This window comes from Nocardioides ultimimeridianus (assembly GCF_054777895.1).
Genome location: NZ_BAAHAB010000009.1, coordinates 25,533 through 41,565 on the forward strand (window position 1 = coordinate 25,533; position 16,033 = coordinate 41,565).

At 73.7% G+C, this 16,033-nt stretch carries 14 protein-coding genes; 9 read left to right on the top strand and 5 right to left on the bottom strand.

Features of this window, described 5'->3' with window-relative positions:
* The first annotated feature begins 22 nt into the window (after window positions 1-22).
* The 3 genes from ACYU8V_RS08750 (at window position 23) to ACYU8V_RS08760 (ending at window position 2,821) form a co-directional block, all read left to right on the top strand.
* On the top strand, window positions 23-1,165 hold the full coding sequence (locus ACYU8V_RS08750; RefSeq protein ID WP_460846701.1) for a zinc-binding dehydrogenase: 1,143 nt from the start codon (window positions 23-25) through the stop codon (window positions 1,163-1,165).
* The gene (locus ACYU8V_RS08755) at window positions 1,162-2,094 is read left to right on the top strand and encodes an alpha/beta hydrolase (RefSeq protein WP_460846703.1); all 933 of its coding nucleotides are present in this window, start codon (window positions 1,162-1,164) and stop codon (window positions 2,092-2,094) included. The genes ACYU8V_RS08750 and ACYU8V_RS08755 overlap by 4 nt, the downstream gene beginning before the upstream one ends.
* Window positions 2,095-2,218: 124 nt before the next feature.
* Complete coding sequence (locus ACYU8V_RS08760) at window positions 2,219-2,821, top strand: hypothetical protein (protein ID WP_460846704.1); 603 nt, start codon at window positions 2,219-2,221, stop codon at window positions 2,819-2,821.
* Window positions 2,822-2,873: 52 nt separating this feature from the next.
* On the opposite strand, the gene ACYU8V_RS08765 is transcribed toward ACYU8V_RS08760, so the two are convergent.
* The gene (locus ACYU8V_RS08765; RefSeq protein WP_460846706.1) at window positions 2,874-3,509 is read right to left on the bottom strand and encodes a hypothetical protein; all 636 of its coding nucleotides are present in this window, start codon (window positions 3,507-3,509) and stop codon (window positions 2,874-2,876) included.
* A gap of 137 nt (window positions 3,510-3,646) precedes the next feature.
* On the opposite strand from ACYU8V_RS08765, the gene ACYU8V_RS08770 reads away from it, so the two are divergent.
* Both ACYU8V_RS08770 and ACYU8V_RS08775 read left to right on the top strand, forming a co-directional pair.
* Window positions 3,647-5,476, top strand: coding sequence for a sensor histidine kinase (locus ACYU8V_RS08770; RefSeq protein ID WP_460846707.1), 1,830 nt, complete (start codon window positions 3,647-3,649; stop codon window positions 5,474-5,476).
* Window positions 5,464-6,102 (top strand): response regulator transcription factor, encoded by a 639-nt coding sequence (locus tag ACYU8V_RS08775; RefSeq protein ID WP_460846708.1) that lies wholly within the window; start codon window positions 5,464-5,466, stop codon window positions 6,100-6,102. Before ACYU8V_RS08770 ends, ACYU8V_RS08775 begins: the two co-directional genes overlap by 13 nt.
* Here ACYU8V_RS08775 and ACYU8V_RS08780 read toward each other — a convergent pair.
* A complete protein-coding gene (locus ACYU8V_RS08780; protein WP_460846711.1) occupies window positions 6,084-8,963 on the bottom strand; it encodes an ATP-binding protein in 2,880 nt (959 codons plus the stop codon). The genes ACYU8V_RS08775 and ACYU8V_RS08780 overlap by 19 nt on opposite strands.
* Window positions 8,964-9,060: 97 nt before the next feature.
* On the opposite strand from ACYU8V_RS08780, the gene ACYU8V_RS08785 reads away from it, so the two are divergent.
* Window positions 9,061-10,143 carry a class I SAM-dependent methyltransferase gene (locus ACYU8V_RS08785; RefSeq protein ID WP_460846712.1) on the top strand — a complete coding sequence of 361 codons (1,083 nt, stop codon included), beginning with the start codon at window positions 9,061-9,063 and terminating at the stop codon, window positions 10,141-10,143.
* Window positions 10,140-10,889 carry an SDR family NAD(P)-dependent oxidoreductase gene (locus ACYU8V_RS08790; RefSeq protein ID WP_460846713.1) on the top strand — a complete coding sequence of 250 codons (750 nt, stop codon included), beginning with the start codon at window positions 10,140-10,142 and terminating at the stop codon, window positions 10,887-10,889. Before ACYU8V_RS08785 ends, ACYU8V_RS08790 begins: the two co-directional genes overlap by 4 nt.
* On the opposite strand, the gene ACYU8V_RS08795 is transcribed toward ACYU8V_RS08790, so the two are convergent.
* Entirely contained in the window at window positions 10,850-11,578 is a 729-nt protein-coding gene (locus ACYU8V_RS08795) for a FadR/GntR family transcriptional regulator (RefSeq protein WP_460846714.1), read from the bottom strand. The two genes, ACYU8V_RS08790 and ACYU8V_RS08795, sit on opposite strands and share 40 nt — an antisense overlap.
* Window positions 11,579-11,676: 98 nt before the next feature.
* Here ACYU8V_RS08795 and ACYU8V_RS08800 point away from each other — a divergent pair, with 98 nt between their 5' ends.
* Window positions 11,677-12,225, top strand: a complete 549-nt coding sequence (locus ACYU8V_RS08800) for a gluconokinase (RefSeq protein WP_460846715.1) — start codon at window positions 11,677-11,679, stop codon at window positions 12,223-12,225.
* Window positions 12,222-13,652, top strand: a complete 1,431-nt coding sequence (locus ACYU8V_RS08805) for a GntP family permease (protein ID WP_460846717.1) — start codon at window positions 12,222-12,224, stop codon at window positions 13,650-13,652. Before ACYU8V_RS08800 ends, ACYU8V_RS08805 begins: the two co-directional genes overlap by 4 nt.
* 61 nt (window positions 13,653-13,713) lie before the next feature.
* Here ACYU8V_RS08805 and ACYU8V_RS08810 read toward each other — a convergent pair whose 3' ends face one another.
* Both ACYU8V_RS08810 and ACYU8V_RS08815 read right to left on the bottom strand, forming a co-directional pair.
* Window positions 13,714-14,886 carry an acyl-CoA dehydrogenase family protein gene (locus tag ACYU8V_RS08810; protein ID WP_460846718.1) on the bottom strand — a complete coding sequence of 391 codons (1,173 nt, stop codon included), beginning with the start codon at window positions 14,884-14,886 and terminating at the stop codon, window positions 13,714-13,716.
* Window positions 14,883-16,022 carry a CaiB/BaiF CoA transferase family protein gene (locus tag ACYU8V_RS08815; protein WP_460846719.1) on the bottom strand — a complete coding sequence of 380 codons (1,140 nt, stop codon included), beginning with the start codon at window positions 16,020-16,022 and terminating at the stop codon, window positions 14,883-14,885. The genes ACYU8V_RS08810 and ACYU8V_RS08815 overlap by 4 nt, the downstream gene beginning before the upstream one ends.
* Window positions 16,023-16,033 lie beyond the last annotated feature (11 nt).

A 16,033-nucleotide genomic window follows, 5' to 3' on the forward strand; every position in this document is an offset into this window, starting at 1 on the left:
GTTTTGGCGCTAGCGTGCGGACATGACCTTCACCTCGCTCGAGCTGCGCTCCGAGATCACCGCCGACGGGCAGCTGCAGCTGTCCCTGGACGAGCGGGAGGTCGGCGATCCGGGCCCGGACGAGGTGGTCGTCCGGGTCGACGCCGCGCCGATCAACCCCTCCGACCTGGCGCAGCTCCTCGGCCCCGCCGACCTGGCGACCCTCGAGAGCGGCGGTACGCCGGAGCGACCGGTCGCCACCGCCACGGTGCCCCGCCAGGTGCTGCCCGCGGTGGCGGACCGGGTCGGCAGGTCGCTCACCCTCGGCAACGAGGGCGCCGGCGTGGTCGTCGCGGCGGGCGCCAACGCCCAGCACCTGATGGGAAGGCTGGTCAGCGCCTTCGGCGGGATGATGTACACCCAGTACCGCAAGCTCCCGGCCCTGCAGGTGTACCCGTTCCCCGACGGCGTCACGGCCCAGCAGGGCGCGTCGGCCTTCGTGAACCCGATGACCGCCCTCGGCATGGTGTCCACGATGCGCCTGGAGAACCACACGGCGCTCGTGCACACCGCGGCCGCGTCGAACCTCGGCCAGATGCTGCTCCGGCTCTGCCTCGCCGAGGGCATCGGCCTGGTCAACGTGGTGCGCAGCGAGGCGCAGGAGGAGATCCTGCGGTCGATCGGGGCGGCGTACGTCGTCAACTCCGGCGCGGACGACTTCCGCGACCAGCTGCAGGCGGCGATCGGGGAGACCGGCGCCACCCTGGCCTTCGACGCGGTCGGCGGCGGCGCGCTCGGCGGCCAGATCCTGGCCGCGATGGAGGCGGCAGCGCTCGCGAAGGCGCCGGCGACCGGACCGTACGGCTCGGGGACGCGCAAGCAGCTCTACGTCTACGGCCGGCTCGACCGGAGCGCCACGACGATCCCGCCGGCAGTGGGCATGACCTGGGGCGCCGGCGGCTGGCTGCTCGGCGACCACCTGGGCCGGGTCGGCGGCGAGGAGATGATGCGGATGCGCGCCAAGGTCGCCGAGGAGATCACCACCACCTTCGCCAGCCACTACACCGACGAGATCGGCCTCGCCGAGGCCGTCGACCCCGCGATCGTCCGCCGCTACGGGCGGATGGCCACCGGCGAGAAGTTCCTGCTCACGCCGCAGGCCGGCGGTGCGGAGAGCGCCCGATGAGCTACGCCCACCAGACCGCCTGGCGCACCATCCAGGACCTCCTCCCCGCGCCCTACCGGCTGACCCCGGTCACCGAGCCCGCCGAGGAGTGGTGGGAGCACGACGGGCACCGGATCCACCTCGACACCTATCGCGACCCGGCCGCGCCGGTGAAGGTCATCCTGTTCCACGGCGTCGGCACCAACGGCCGGCAGATGACCACCATCCTGGGCCACCCGCTCGCCGAGCGCGGCTTCGAGACGGTGGCGGTGGACATGCCGACGTACGGCGTCACCGAGGTGGCGCCCGGTGCCCTGGTGACCTACGACGACTGGGTGCGGATCGGCTCGGACCTGGTCGAGAAGGAGCGCGACGGCCGGCCGATCGTGCTCTACGGGCTGTCCGCCGGGGGCATGGAGACCTACCACGTGGCGGCGGTCAACGGCGACGTCGCCGGCATCGTCGGCATGACCTTCCTGGACCAGTCCTCCGCGAGGGTACGCCGGGACACGGCGTTCGACCCGGTCACCGGCACGGTCGGGGCGATTCTGATGCGGACGCTCGCCCGCACTCCGCTGCGCCGCCTCCGGGTGCCGATGCGGTGGGTGAGCAATATGCGGGCGCTGGTCAACAGCCGGGAGGCGAAGCGGGCCTGCTACGCCGACCGCACCTCGGCCGGCAACAGCGTGTCGATCGCCTTCCTCGACTCCTACCTCAACTACGCGCACCCGGTGGCGCCCGAGGACTTCGCGGTCTGCCCGGTGCTGCTCACCCAGCCGGCCGCGGACCGGTGGACGCCGCTCGACCTCTCCGAGCCGTTCCTCGACCGGATCACCAAGGTCCCCGTCTCGACGGTGCTGCTGCCCGAGGGCGGCCACTACCCGATCGAGCGAGCGGCCCTCGACCCGATGGTCGACGCGATCGCGGACTTCTGCCGCAGCGTGGCGTGACCGGTGCCGGTCCGCGTCTGATCGGGACCGGCCCGGGTCTGGCGGGTCGCTGATCCGAGGAGTATGCAGGGAGGTACCGGCGGTGCCGGTCGGGCGTCGCCCCAGCTCCTGAAGGGAGAGGGTCGTGTACGCACGCTCCACCACGTTCCACGGCAGGCCCGAGAACATCGACGCGGGCATCAGGATGGTCGAGTCGGAGGTCGATCCGATGCTCTCGCGGACCGCGGGGTGCCTGGGCATGTCGCTGCTCGTCGACCGCGACACCGGCTACTGCATCACCACCAGCTCCTGGGAGAGCGAGGAGATGATGAACGACAGCGACGCGGTGCTGCGCCCGATCCGCGAGCGCGGCCGCGATGTCCTCGGCGCGTCCATGCAGGTCGACTCCTGGGAGATCGTCGCCATGCATCGCACGCACCACGGCGAGTGCTGCCGCGTCAGCTGGATCGAGGGCGACGTCGACACCGTCGCCGAGACCTTCCGGGTGGCGCTGCTCCCCCGGCTGGAGCAGATGGACGGCTTCTGCAGCGCCAGCCTCATGATCGACCGGATGGCCGGCCTGGCCTGCGCGACGACCGCGTGGGAGTCGCGTGCCGCCATGGAGGCGAGCCGCGAGATGGCCGACGAGATGCGCGAGCGGGCCGCGGACGAGGCGTCCGGGATGGTGGTGGAGGTGCACGAGTTCGACCTCGCCTACGCCCACCTGCACGTGCCCGAGATGGCCTGACGCGCCCCTCGGGGTGGGGACCCGGCTCCCCACCCCGGGACCGAGCGGGGGATCAGGCGTCCTCGGCGATCAGCGCGGCACCGAGGCACACCTGCAGCGCCGCCATGATCCCGACGGCGAGCTGCACCTGCTCGGCGATGATCAGGCCGATCATCACCAGCGGCCAGATCCCGTTCACGAGCGGCGCGAACCGCCCGACCCCCTGCCACGCCCCGGCACGCAGCGTCGCCACCCCGGCCGTCGTGAACCCGACGCCGAGCAGCACGGTGGACACGCCGAACACCAGGCCGATCGCTCCTCCGATGCCGTTGTTCTCCATCGCGTCAGCGTTCGCAGCCGACAAGAAGTTGGCCACGACGATGCCGGCCGCGGCGACGACAGCGGTCCACGCCCCGATCCGGCCGGACCGGCTCGCCCCGACCGCCCGGCTCCGGGCGAAGGCCGCGAAGCCGACCATCAGGAACAGCCCGGCGAACGACCACCAGGTCGAGATCTGGCCGGCCAGGCCGCCGTACCAGGGGAAGTTCAGGGTCTTGTCCGACGCCGGGCTGACCGAGCGATAGGCGTTGGTGATGACGGCCGCGTCGATCTGCGAGGCGGCCGCCGCGATGAGAGCCACGGCAGGCAGCAGGACGGCTGCCCGCAGCCGGCGGCGGGTCGTGGTGGGTTGCTGGGTGATGACGGACATGGTGACCTCCTCGGGTCGAGAGTGATGACGCCATCGAACCCGCGGCCCGCCCCTGCGCGCGTCCGGGCGGACGCTGCACCTGCAGCTCCGTGCTGATACTGAATACGCGGACCGGGTCGCTGCGTCAGGATGCGAAGGTGGGAACGCGAGTCCGGCCGGCACACGGGGCAGTGCTGCTCGTCGCCGTCGCCGCGGAGGCCGGTTCCGTCGCCCTCTCCTGGGGCCGGGAGCCGGCATGGGACACGCTCGTGTACGCCGTCTACGCGCTGGCGACGACGGTGGCCGGCGTCCTCATCCTGGCCCGCCACCCGCGCCACCGGATCGGCGTCCTCCTGGTCGTGAACGGCCTCCTGCAGGCCGTCGTCACCGACCTCGCGCAGGACTACGCGCTCACCGGTACGCCGCACCACTGGCCGGGCGCGGCGATCGTCGACCTGATCGCGAGCTGCACGTGGGCCGTCAGCGGAGCGGTCCTGCCGGCGATCCTGGTCCTCTTCCCCGACGGCACGCTGCCGAGCACGGGCCGGCTGTGGCCCTGGGTCCTCCCCCTCGGCTGCCTGGGCTCGGGGCTCACCCTGGCCGGCTGGGCCACGGGCTCCCGGGTCGCCGCGCAGCTGGTCACCGGGACCAACCCCGTGCACGCACCTGCCGTGCCGTCGGACCTGCTGTACTGGCTCGGGTTCCCGGGCCTCACCGGCTCCCTGGCCCTCGGCATCCTGGCCATGGTGCAGCGGATGCGGGCCGCGACCGGGGTCGAGCGCCAGCAGCTGAAGTGGATGGTCTTCGCCGCCGGCGTGATGGTCGCGACCCTGGTCCCGAGCAGCCCGCTGTTCGACAGCTTCGTGGTCGTGCGGATCGCCGACGCGCTCGTCCTCACCGCCCTCCCCCTGGCGGCGCTGGCGGCGATCTGGCGCTACCACCTCTACGACATCGAGCTGATCGTCAGCCGCACGGTCCTCTATGCGATGCTCACCGCCGTCCTCGCCGCCGCCTTCGCGGGGCTCGTCGTGGGCCTGGGCGTCGTGTTCGGCCACGGCTCGCCGGTCGCGACCGCGGGAGCCACCCTCGCCGTCGCGCTCGCCTTCCGGCCGCTGCGCGACCGGCTGCAGAAGCACGTCGACCGGGCCTTCGACCGCGGTCGGTACGACGCCCTCGGGCTGGTGGCCCGGTTCATGGCCGACCTGCGCTCCGGCCGCCGCGAGCCGGAGGAGGTCGAGCAGGTGCTCGCCGAGGCGACGGCACGCCTGGGCTCCGCGGAGAAGCAGGCCGCGGTCCGGCCGGCCCTCGAGCGGGAGGCGTGGCTGGCCCTGGAGATGGTGCAGCTGCGCCAGGAGCTGCGCGAACAGCTGCAGGAGGTCCGGAGGTCGCGACGCAGGATCGTCGAGGCCGCCGAGGCCGAGCGGCATCGCATCGAGCGCGACCTCCACGACGGCGCACAGCAGCGCCTCGTCGCGGTGGGTCTCGCCCTGCGCCACCTCCAGCACCGGCTGGGCGGCGCGGCCACCGAGGTGGGCGCCGAGCTGGACGAGGTCGTCCACGACCTGACCGACACGATCCGCGAGCTGCGCGAGATGGCGCGCGGCATCCGGCCCGGCGTCCTGGACGACGGCCTGGAGTCCGCGCTGCACGAGCTGGTCCAGCGCACGCGGCTGCCCGTGGCCGTCGTCGTACCGCACCGGCGGTTCCCGGCGGCGGTGGAGACGGCGGCGTACTTCATCGCGTGCGAGGGCGTGACGAACGCGGCCAAGCACGGCGGAGCCAGCCACGTGGAGGTGTGCATCGAGGAGGTGACCGGGATGCTCCTGGTCCGGGTGCAGGACGACGGCGTCGGTGGGGCGACGCTCACCCGTGGCGGCGGGCTGGTCGGGGTCAGCGACCGGGTCGCCGCACTCGGCGGCCGGCTGTCGGTCCGGTCCGAGCCCGGTCACGGCACCACGCTGCTCGCGGAGCTGTCGTGCGCGTCGTGATCGCCGAGGACCAGGTCCTCCTGCGCGCCGGCCTGGCGCGGCTGTTCGAGGACGGCGGGCACGAGGTCGTCGGCTCGGTGGGCGATGCGGACGGCCTCGTCGACCTCGTCCGGCAGTGGTCGCCCGACCTGGTCGTCCTCGACGTACGCATGCCGCCCACGCACACCGACGAGGGCATCCGGGCCGCCGCGGACCTCAAGGCGGCGCAGCCCGGCCTCGGCGTGCTCGTGCTGTCCCAGCACGTGGAGACCGTGCACTCGGTCGGGCTGGTCCAGCACCCCGGCTTCGGCTACCTGCTCAAGGACCGGGTGCTCGACGTCGACGACTTCCTCGCCACGGCCGGGAGGGTCGCCGCCGGCGGCTCGGCCCTGGACCCGACGGTGGTCGCCAACCTGGTGGCCGGCCGGCAGCGCTCGGGTCTGGAGTCGCTCAGCGAGCGCGAGCTCGAGGTCCTCGGGCTGATGGCCGAAGGGCTCACCAACACCGGCATCGCGGCGCGGCTCGTGATCAGCGAGCGCACCGTCGAGTCCCACGTACGACGGCTGCTGATGAAGCTCGACATCGCCGAGTCCACCAACGAGCACCGCCGGGTCCTCGCCGTCCTCGCCTACCTCAGGGCGGTCTGACCGGGGTCGTAGCGGCAGCGCGCACCGGTCGTCACGCTGCGCTCGAGGTGCTCGCCGATCGCCGGGGCACGCTCGCCGACCCGGCGGATCGCCGAGCGGATCGCGCGGGTGACGTTGACCCGCGCCCGCTCGGCCTCGTCGGCGAACCGGCGCGGACGGCCGCCGAGCCCGAGGTCGCCACGGAGCTCGGCGACCAGGGCGTCGCGCTCGTCCTCGAGTTGTCCGACACGGCCGTCGTCGTTCCAGCCGCGCGCCTCCTCGAGCTCGGTGTCGATCTCCGCGAGCCGGGTCCGGTACGCCGCGAGCGCGCGCCGGTCGAGCACCTCCTCGGCTCTGCCCGCGCGCGGCACCTCGGCGCCTGCGGGTGCGGCGAGCAGGGTCGCGGCGATGTCGCTGCCAGGGTTCGCCAGGAGCACCGCGAGCTGGGTGAGGCCGAGACTCGTCGGCAGCCGCACCACGTCGGCACCGAGCCGGAGCGTGACGATGCCGTCGGCCGACTCCATGGTGGCTCCGACCACGCCGATCCCGGCCAGCAGACGGAGGTGGTCGGACACGGGGCCGAGGCAGGCGACTCCCCCGGCAGCGACGACGAGGCGACCGGCGTACGGGAGGAGCTCGTCGTGGATGCGCGCCGCCGCCTTCGCGTCGCCGAGCGCCACGGCGTCCTCGGCGAGCAGCGCGAGCGACCAGGTCCGCAGCAGGTCGTGCTCCAGCCCGTCCAGCAGTCCCATCAGGCGCTCGAAGACCTCCCGCGCCTCCGCCTCCCGGCCGTCGCCGAGCAGCACCTGCACCACCGCGCCGTCGTGTGCGATCGGGTACGGCGATGCCACCGCGAGCTCGCGGGCGGTCCGCTCCATCGCACCACGCTCCTCCTCGGTCAGCTCCGCCATCCGCCCGACCGTGAACAGCTGTCCCCAGGCCACCGCCTCACCGTCGGCCAGACCGAACCGCGCCGCAAGGTCCCGCGCCTCGCGCACGGCCGCGAGCGCTCCGGCCGCATCGCCGCGCACCATCGCGATCGTCGCGCGGCGCGAAGCCGCGAGGTGGGCGAGGGCGGGCTGCCGGGAGCGGTCGGCGAGGTGCTGCAGCGCCGTGACCGCGCCGGCGGCCGTGGTCAGGTCGCCCAGCTCGAGCGCGAACACCATCACCCAGGTGGCCGCCCTCGCCGCCAGGGACGGTTCGCAGACCAGGCTCGCCAGCCGCTGCGCCCGCTGCAGCGCGTCGTGCGGGTCGTGCCGACCCCACTCCACCTCGAGCCGCGCGGCGAGAGCGGCCGGCAGGTCCGGGGCCAGCTCGCCGGCACGGACCGCGAGCCGCAGCGCCTCCGCGCGGTCCTCGACGGCGACCAGCTCGGCGAGCCGGGCGACGACCGCCGCGTGCGCGTCGCCCGCCTCGTCGCCGAACCGGCGGTCGGCCTCGCGGAGCAGGTCGATGGCGTCGAGCTGGACGGCGTTGAACGCCAGACCGGTCGCGGCCAGCAGAGCGGCACGGGCGAAGAGCTCCGGGTCGTCGAGGGAGCTCGCGAGCGCGAGCGCCTGCGCCACGACCCGATGCCCCTCGTCGGCCCGGCCCGCCCGGAGCCGGGCGTCGGCCACGGCGAGCAGCAGCTCCGTCCGCGCGGCGGGATCGGGGGACGGCAGCCGGTCGTGCGCCGTCAGCGCGAGCAGGTACGCCGCAGCCGCCTCGCCGTGCGCCGAGGCGCGGCTCGCGTCGTCACCAGCCAGCCGGGCGTAGCGGACCGCCTCGGCGACCCCACCCGCGGGCCAGGCCGCGGCGAAGTGCCACGCGAGCCGCTCCGGGCCTGCGCCAGCGGCGACCAGGGCATGGGCCGCCCGCAGGTGGGTCTCGGCTGCGCGAACGGGCGGCAGCCCGTCGTACACGGCCTCCCGGACGAGGGCGTGCGTGAAGGTGTGCCTGCCCATCGCGTCACGTCGCAGCAGCCGCAGCGCCACGGCGCGGTCGAGCGCCGCCTGGACCTCGGCAGGCTCGCGGCCGGTGGTGGCGGCCAGCGTCGCGGCGGTCAGCTCCTCGCCGAGGACCGCGGCCGCCTCCAGCACGTCCTCGGCGCCCTCCCCGGCGATCGCTGCCTGGCGGCGCAGCGCGTTGCGAAGGCCCAGCGGGAGCCCGGTCTCGGCGGCCGATCCGCCCGCCGCCAGCCCACGCGCGGTGTGCACGACGAAGAGCGGGTTGCCCTGGGTGCGCTCCAGCACGGCATCGACGAGCGGCCGGTCCGGGCGCAGCCCCTGGGCGGCCAGCACGGACCCGACGTCGGCGTCGCCGAGCGGCCGAGGCTCGAGCACCGTCCCAGCGCCCTCGAGGCGCGAGACCACCTCGGCCGTGCCCGGCTCTGCGGCCACCTCGGCCGGGCGGTAGGTCGCGACCAGCACGACCGACGCACCGGCCGTCGCGCGGACCACGTCCTCGAGCAGCTCGGCGGTCGACGGACCGGCCGCGTGCAGGTCCTCCAGCGCGACCACCACCGGCCCCGACCCCGCCAGCGCGAGCACCAGCTCCGCGACCGCGTCGTGCAGGACGAACCGGTCCACCGCGGCCGACGCCCGGGCGGGACCGAGCGGACCCAGCACGGCCGCCCGTCGGCGTACCTCCTCGGGCGCGGAGCGCTCGGCTGCCCGCACCACCTGCATCCAGGGCCAGTACGACGGAGCTCCGTCCTCCCATGCAGCGCCCGACAGCCACGTGGCGCCGGCCCCCACGGCGACCGAGCGGAACGCCTCGACCAGGGATGTCTTGCCGATGCCGGGCTCCCCCGCGATGAGCACCAGCTGCCGCGCCCCGGTGGCCGCCCGTGCGAGAGCGGCGTCGAGCGCGGCGACCTCGCGCGCACGGCCGACCAGGTCCACGCGTGCCTCCTCGGAAGCCGGCCCGAGATCGTTCACGACCAGTGAACACCCGGTGTACGCCAGAGGGGTACCACCCGCTACCGATCGGAGACCCACCATGACCACCCAGCTCGACGCTCCCGCCGACCTCGAGGAGGCCGCCGGCGCGTTCACCGGCCGCGTCCTCGCCGACACGGCCGCGGCCGCCACCGTCGTGATGGCCGCGCTCGGCGACCGCACCGGCCTGTTCCGCTCCCTCGCCGCCGACGGTCCCGCCACCAGCGCCGGCCTCGCCGCCCGGCTCGGCCTCGACGAGCGCTACGTGCGCGAGTGGCTCAACGGCATGCACGCCGCCGGCTATCTCACCTTCGACCCGCTCGCGCAGACCTTCACGCTGCCCGCCGCCCACGTGCCGACCCTCGCGACGGAGGAGGGACCCGGCTTCTTCGGCGGCGTCCACCAGGAGCTGCTCGGCGCGATCCAGCGGTACGACGACGTCGCGGCCTCCTTCCGTGACGGCGGCGGGGTCGCGTTCGAGCACCTCCACCCCGACGTCGCCCTCGGAACCGCCCGCTTCACCGCCGCGTGGCACGAGCACCTCCTGGTGCCGGAGTGGCTGCCGCTGGTGCCCGCCACGCTGGCCCTGCTGGAGCGCGGCTGCGACGCGGCGGACGTGGGCTGCGGCGCCGGCCGCGCGTCGATCACGCTGGCGCGGCGCTTCCCCGCCTCCCGCTTCGTGGGGTATGACGTGTCCCCCGATGCCGTCGCCGCCGCGGGCGCCAACGCCCGGAGCGCCGGGGTCGAGGACCGAGTCCGGTTCGAGGTCCTCGACGCGAGCCAGGGGCTGCCGCAGATGTTCGACGTCGTGACGACCTTCGACGTCGTCCACGACGCCGTCGCTCCTCGCACGCTGCTCCGCGCGATCCGGGAGGGCCTGCGGGAGGGCGGTCGCTTCCTCTGCCTCGACATCAGCTGCTCGGCCGACACCACTGAGAACGTCGGCCCGATCGCGACCCTGCTCTACGGGTTCAGCCTGCTCTACTGCATGACGACCTCGCTCGCCGAGGGCGGCGAGGGACTCGGCACGCTCGGGCTGCCCGAGCCGGTGCTGCGCAACCTCGCGACCGAGGCCGGCTTCGCGTCGGTGCGGCGCGTGGAGATGGACAACCCGTTCAACGCGCTCTACGAGCTCGTGCGATGAGCCGTCAGCTCGAGGACCGGGTCGTCGTGGTCACCGGCGCGTCGGAGGGCCTGGGCGTGCAGATCGCCCGGGCCGCCCGGGCCGCCGGGGCACGGGTGGCGATCGCCGCCCGCCGCGGCGACCGGCTGGCCGCCGTGGCCGAGGAGCTGGGAGATCACGTCCTCGCGGTGTCGTGCGACATCACCGCGGAAGCCGGGTGCCAAACGCTGGTCGCCACCGTCGCCGAGCGGTTCGGCCGCATCGACGCCCTGGTCAACAACGCCGGCATCGCCGCGTCCGGACCAGCCGAGGCCGAGTCGCCCGAGCTCGTCGAGCAGGTGGTGCGGACCAACCTGCTGGCGCCGTACCGGCTCTGCCAGCTGGTCGCGCCGGCCATGCTCGAGCGCGGCGAGGGCGCGATCGTCAACGTGTCGTCGATCGGGTCGCTGGCGAGCTTCGACCGGTTCGGCCTGGCGGCGTACGACGCCAGCAAGGCCGGCCTCAACGGGCTCACCCGTGAGCTCGCGGCCCAGTGGGGCGGGCGCGGGGTGCGGGTGAACGCGGTGGCGCCGGGGTGGTTCCCGGGTGCGACCAACGGCTACCTGGAATCGGACGACCTGCGCTCCTGGGTCTCGGGTCACACGGCGCTCGGCCGGCCGGGGCGTCCGGAGGAGCTCGCCGCTGTCGTGGTCTTCCTGCTGTCGGCGGCGAGCAGCTACGTCACCGGTCAGGTGCTGGCGGTGGACGGAGGCTGGACCGCGTTCTGAGCACGGAGCGCCTCGGCCGCCTCGTCGATGATCGCGCGCATCGCCGACTCCGCGGCGTCCCCGTCCCCGGTGCGTACGGCGAGCGCGACCTGCTCGTGCAGCCGGATCGCGTCCGCGTTCGGGGTCGCGGGCATGAGGTGGTGGTGGGTGCGGCCGGCGAGCAGCTCGGACACCACGTCGCTCATCGCCGCCAGCATCTCGTTGCCGCACGCGTCGAGCAGCGTGCGGTGGAAGTCGGTGTCGGCGACCAGGTAGGCCTCCAGGTCGCCGGACGCGGCGTGCACCACCATGTCGGCGACCGCGCCGGCGAGCCGGCCGTGCTGGGCGGGGGTCGCCCGCTCGGCGGCCAGCCGGGCCGCGATCGGCTCGATGCCGCGGCGTACCTCCGAGAGGGACTGGAGCTGCTCGACCCGGCCGTCACCGTCCAGGCGCCAGCGGATCACCAGCGGGTCGAAGACGTTCCAGGCCGGGCGGGCCAGGACGGTGATGCCGACCCGCCGCCGGGTCGCGACCAGGCCCATCGACTGCAGCACGCGCACCGCCTCGCGCGCGACCGGGCGGGACACGGCGTACTCGCTCTGCACGGCGTCGAGGTTGAGCACGGCCCCGGCGGCGAGCTGGCCGGACACGATGCGGCGCCCCAGCTCGTCGCGCACGCTCTGGTGCAGGCGGAGCGGGTCGGCGGTCATGAGGTGCATCCTCGCAAACCCGGCTCCCGGAAACAATCGGCAACCTTTTTGTGATCCAGGTGTTGCAATCGGATGCCTTTTGAACCATCCTGTGAGCCATGCCACAGCACCCCCTCCCCCCGCTCCTGGTCGTGATGGGCGTCTCGGGCTCGGGCAAGTCGACGGTCGGAGCCGCGATCGCCCAGCGCCTGCGCCTGCCGTTCGGCGACGCCGACGACTTCCACCCGGCCGCGAACATCGCCAAGATGACCGCCGGCCACCCGCTCGACGACCACGACCGCGCCCCCTGGCTGGAGGCGCTCGGGCTCTGGCTCGCCGAGCACGACGCGAACGGCGCGGTGCTGAGCTGCTCGGCGCTCAAGCGGACCTACCGCGACCGGCTGCGCCACCACGCGCCGCGGGTGGAGTTCCTGCACCTGCGCGGTACGCCGGAGGTGATCGCCGCCCGACAGGCGTCGCGCCCCGGGCACTTCATGCCCGCCGCGCTGCTGCACTCCCAGTTCGCGACGCTCGAGGGCCTCGCCCCCGACGAGCGCGGCGTCGCCATCGACGTCGACCAGGACATCGACGCGATCGTCGACCGCTACCTGTCGCTGCACCCCGACCTGCCCACCCCCACCGAGCCCGTCAACGAGGAGAACCGATGAGCCCCCTGACCATCGCCGCCGCGGCGCCGACCCCACCGGTCCCGCCGGTCGCCTCCGGCGGCCTGCTCGTGGCCGCGGCCCTGATCTCGATCGCCGTCATCGTCGGGCTGATCACCCAGCTGAAGCTGCACCCGTTCCTGGCGCTCCTCGTCGGTGGCCTCGCCGTCGGGGTGATCGCCGGGCGCAACGTGAACGACGTGATCACCTCGTTCACGACCGGCTTCGGCTCGACGGCGTCCGGCGTGGGCATCCTGATCGCGCTCGGCGCCATGTTCGCCAAGCTGCTCGCCGACTCCGGCGGCGCCGACCAGATCGTCGACACGATCGTGGGCCGCTCCTCGGTCCGCACGCTGCCCTGGGCGATGGCCGCCGTCGGTGCGCTGATCGGCCTGCCGATGTTCTTCGAGATCGGCCTGGTGCTGCTGATGCCGGTCATCTACCTGGTGGCCCGGCGCGCCCAGGTCTCCCTGATCACCGTCGGCATCCCCGCGTTGGCCGGCCTCTCGGCCATGCACGGCCTGGTCCCGCCGCACCCCGGCCCGCTGGTCGCGATCAGCGCCGTCGGCGCCGACCTCGGCACGACGCTCGCGCTCGGCGTACTCGTCGCCATCCCGACCGTCATCGTCGCCGGCCCGCTGTTCGGGACCTTCGCGGGCAAGTGGGTCCCGGTCCCCGCCCCCGACCTGTACGACGCCACCTCGCCGGCCGCTGAGGCATCGGGGGCCTCCGATCCCGCGGGGCTCGGCAGCACCGGCCGCCGCCCGTCCTTCGCCATCACCCTGGCCACCGTGCTGCTGCCCGTCGTGCTGATGCTCGGCAAGGCGATCGCCGACATCGCCATCGACAACCCCGACAACACCGCCCAGAAGTGGCTCGACATCATCGGCACCCCGCTGATCGCACTGCTCGTCGCCGTCCTGGTGGCCATGGTGACCTTCGGCCGCGGCACCGGCATGAGCCTGCGCACCGTCTCCGAGACGGTCGAGAAGTCGCTGCCCGCCATCGCCGGCATCCTGCTCATCGTCGCCGCCGGCGGCGGGTTCAAGCAGTCGCTGGTCGACACCGGCATCGGCACCCAGCTGGCCCATTGGGCCGAGGGCGCAGGCGTCTCCACGCTGCTGCTGGCCTGGCTGCTCGCGGTCCTGATCCGGCTCGCCACCGGCTCGGCCACGGTCGCGACGATCACCGCCTCGGCGCTGGTCACCGGGCTGCTGCCGGGCATGAGCTCGGTCGAGCTGTCCCTGCTGGTGCTCGCGATCGGCTCCGGCTCGCTGTTCTTCTCCCACGTCAACGACGCCGGCTTCTGGCTGGTCAAGGAGTACTTCCGCCTCGACGTGGTCCAGACCCTGAAGACGTGGTCGCTGATGGAGACGATCCTGTCGGTCACCGGGCTGGTGCTGGTGCTGCTGCTCAACCTGGTGCTGTAACCGGGTCGTCAGGTTGAGCGGGCCACCAAGCGCACCGCTCAACCTGACGACCCGTGCTTCCTCAGCGGAAGGCGGCGATCCCGGTCATCGCCTGTCCGATGACGAGCGTGTGCATCTCGACGGTGCCCTCGTAGGTGAGCACCGACTCCAGGTTGTTGGCGTGCCGGATCACCGGGAACTCCAGCGAGATGCCGTTGGCGCCCAGCACCGTCCGGGCGGTGCGGCAGATCTCCAGCGCGGCGCGGACGTTGTTGAGCTTGCCCACGCTGACCTGCTCCGGACGCAGCGTGCCGGCGTCCTTGCGGCGGCCCAGGTGCAGCGCGAGCAGCAGGCCCTTGGTGTACTCCAGGTTCATCTCGACCAGCTTCTGCTGGGTGAGCTGGTAGGACGCGATCGGCTTGTCGAACTGGGTGCGCTGGCCGGCGTACTCCAGCGCGGTCGCGAGCGCCGATCGGGCCGCGCCCATCGATCCCCAGACGATGCCGAACCGGGCCTCGTTCAGGCAGCTCAGCGGACCCTTGAGGCCGCGGACCTCGGGGAACGCCGCATCGGCCGGAAGCCGTACGCCGTCCAGCACCAGCTCGCTCGTCACCGACGCGCGCAGCGACATCTTGTGCTTGATGGCCGGGGCGGAGAACCCCGGCGTGTCGGTGGGTACGACGAAGCCGCGCACCCCCTCCTCGGTCTGGGCCCAGACCACGGCGACGTCGGCGACCGAGCCGTTCGTGATCCACATCTTGCGGCCCTCGAGGACCCAGTCCCCACCGGGCTCCTGGCGCGCGCGGGTGCGCATGCCGCCCGGGTCGGAGCCGGCGTCGGGCTCGGTGAGGCCGAAGCAGCCGATGGCCTCGCCCGCGGCCATCCGGGGCAGCCAGGTGGTCTTGTGCTCCTCGCTCCCCCACTTCCAGATCGCGTACATCGCGAGCGATCCCTGGACCGAGACCAGCGAGCGGATGCCGGAGTCGCTGGCCTCGAGCTCGAGACAGGCGATGCCGTACTCGGTGGCGCTCATCCCCGCGCAGCCGTAGCCCTCCAGGTGCATGCCGAGCAGGCCGAGGCTGCCGAGCTCCTTGGCCAGGCCGCGGAGGTCGTCGATCTCGCCGCGCTCGAACCAGTCGGCGACGTACGGGTCGACGCGCTCGGCGCAGAGCTGGCGCACCGACGCGCGGACGGCCTTCTCCTCGGCGCTGAGCAGGTCGTCGATGCCGAGCAGGTCGAGGGGGTTCGTGCTCATGGGGTGTCTCCTTGCGCCAGCCAGCGGCGGACGTCGTCGTTGTGCTCGCCGAGCCGCGGGGGTGCGGCGTACCGGCTGATGGGGGTGCGGCTCAGGTGGAGCGGGCTGCGGACCTGCGGTGGCGCCTGGGGGCCGACGTCGACGGTGGGGTCGAGGCCGAGCCGCTCGGCGAGGGCGAAGGCGTCCGCGACGGTGCCGACGGGTCCGGCGGGGACTCCGGCCCGTGCCAGCGTCTCCGCCCATTCCGCGACGTCGGCGGTCGCCAGCCGCTTCTCGAGCTCGGCGACCAGGTCGTCGCGGTGCTCGACCCGGGCGGGGTTGGTGGCGAAGCGCGGGTCGTCGGCGAGCCCGGCCGCGTCGAGCGCGTCGGCGAGGCGCCGGAACTGGCCGTCGTTGCCGCAGCACACGGCGATCAGGCCGTCGGCGGCCGCGAGGGTCTCGTACGGCGCGATCGAGGGATGCCGGTTCCCCATCGCGGTCGGCGCGCGGCCGGTGGCGAGGTAGCCCGAGGCCTGGTTGACCAGCGAGCCGAGGAGGCTGGACAGGAGGTTCACCTCGACGCGTTGCCCGCGGCCGCTCGCCTCGCGCTCGCGGAGGGCGGCCAGGATCGCGATGGTCGCGTCCTTGGCGGTGAGTACGTCGACCAGCGCCACCCCGACCTTCGTCGGCTCGCCGGGCGCGCCGGTGATGCTCATCAGCCCGCCGACGGCCTGGACCAGGAAGTCGTAGCCGGCCAGGTCGGCACCCTTCGTGGTCCCGAAGCCCGAGATGGAGGCGTAGACGACGCCCGGGTTGGTCGCGGCGACCTGCTCGTAGCCCAGGCCGCGGCGGTCGAGCGCGCCGGCGCGGTAGTTCTCGATGACGACGTCGGCGCGGCGGGCCAGCTCGCGGGCCAGGGCGTTGTCGGCCGGGTCGTCCAGGTCGAGCTCGACCGACTGCTTGGACCGGTTGGCGGACTCGAAGTAGGAGCTGGAGTTGTCGGTCCAGGGCGGGCCCCAGTGCCGGGTGTCGTCGCCGCTGCCGGGCCGCTCGACCTTGATCACGGTGGCGCCGAGGTCGGCCAGGGTCGCGGCCGCCAGCGGGCCCGCGAGGACCCGGCTCAGATCCGCGACCAGGACCCCTTCGAGCGGCTGCACGGGCCCAGGCA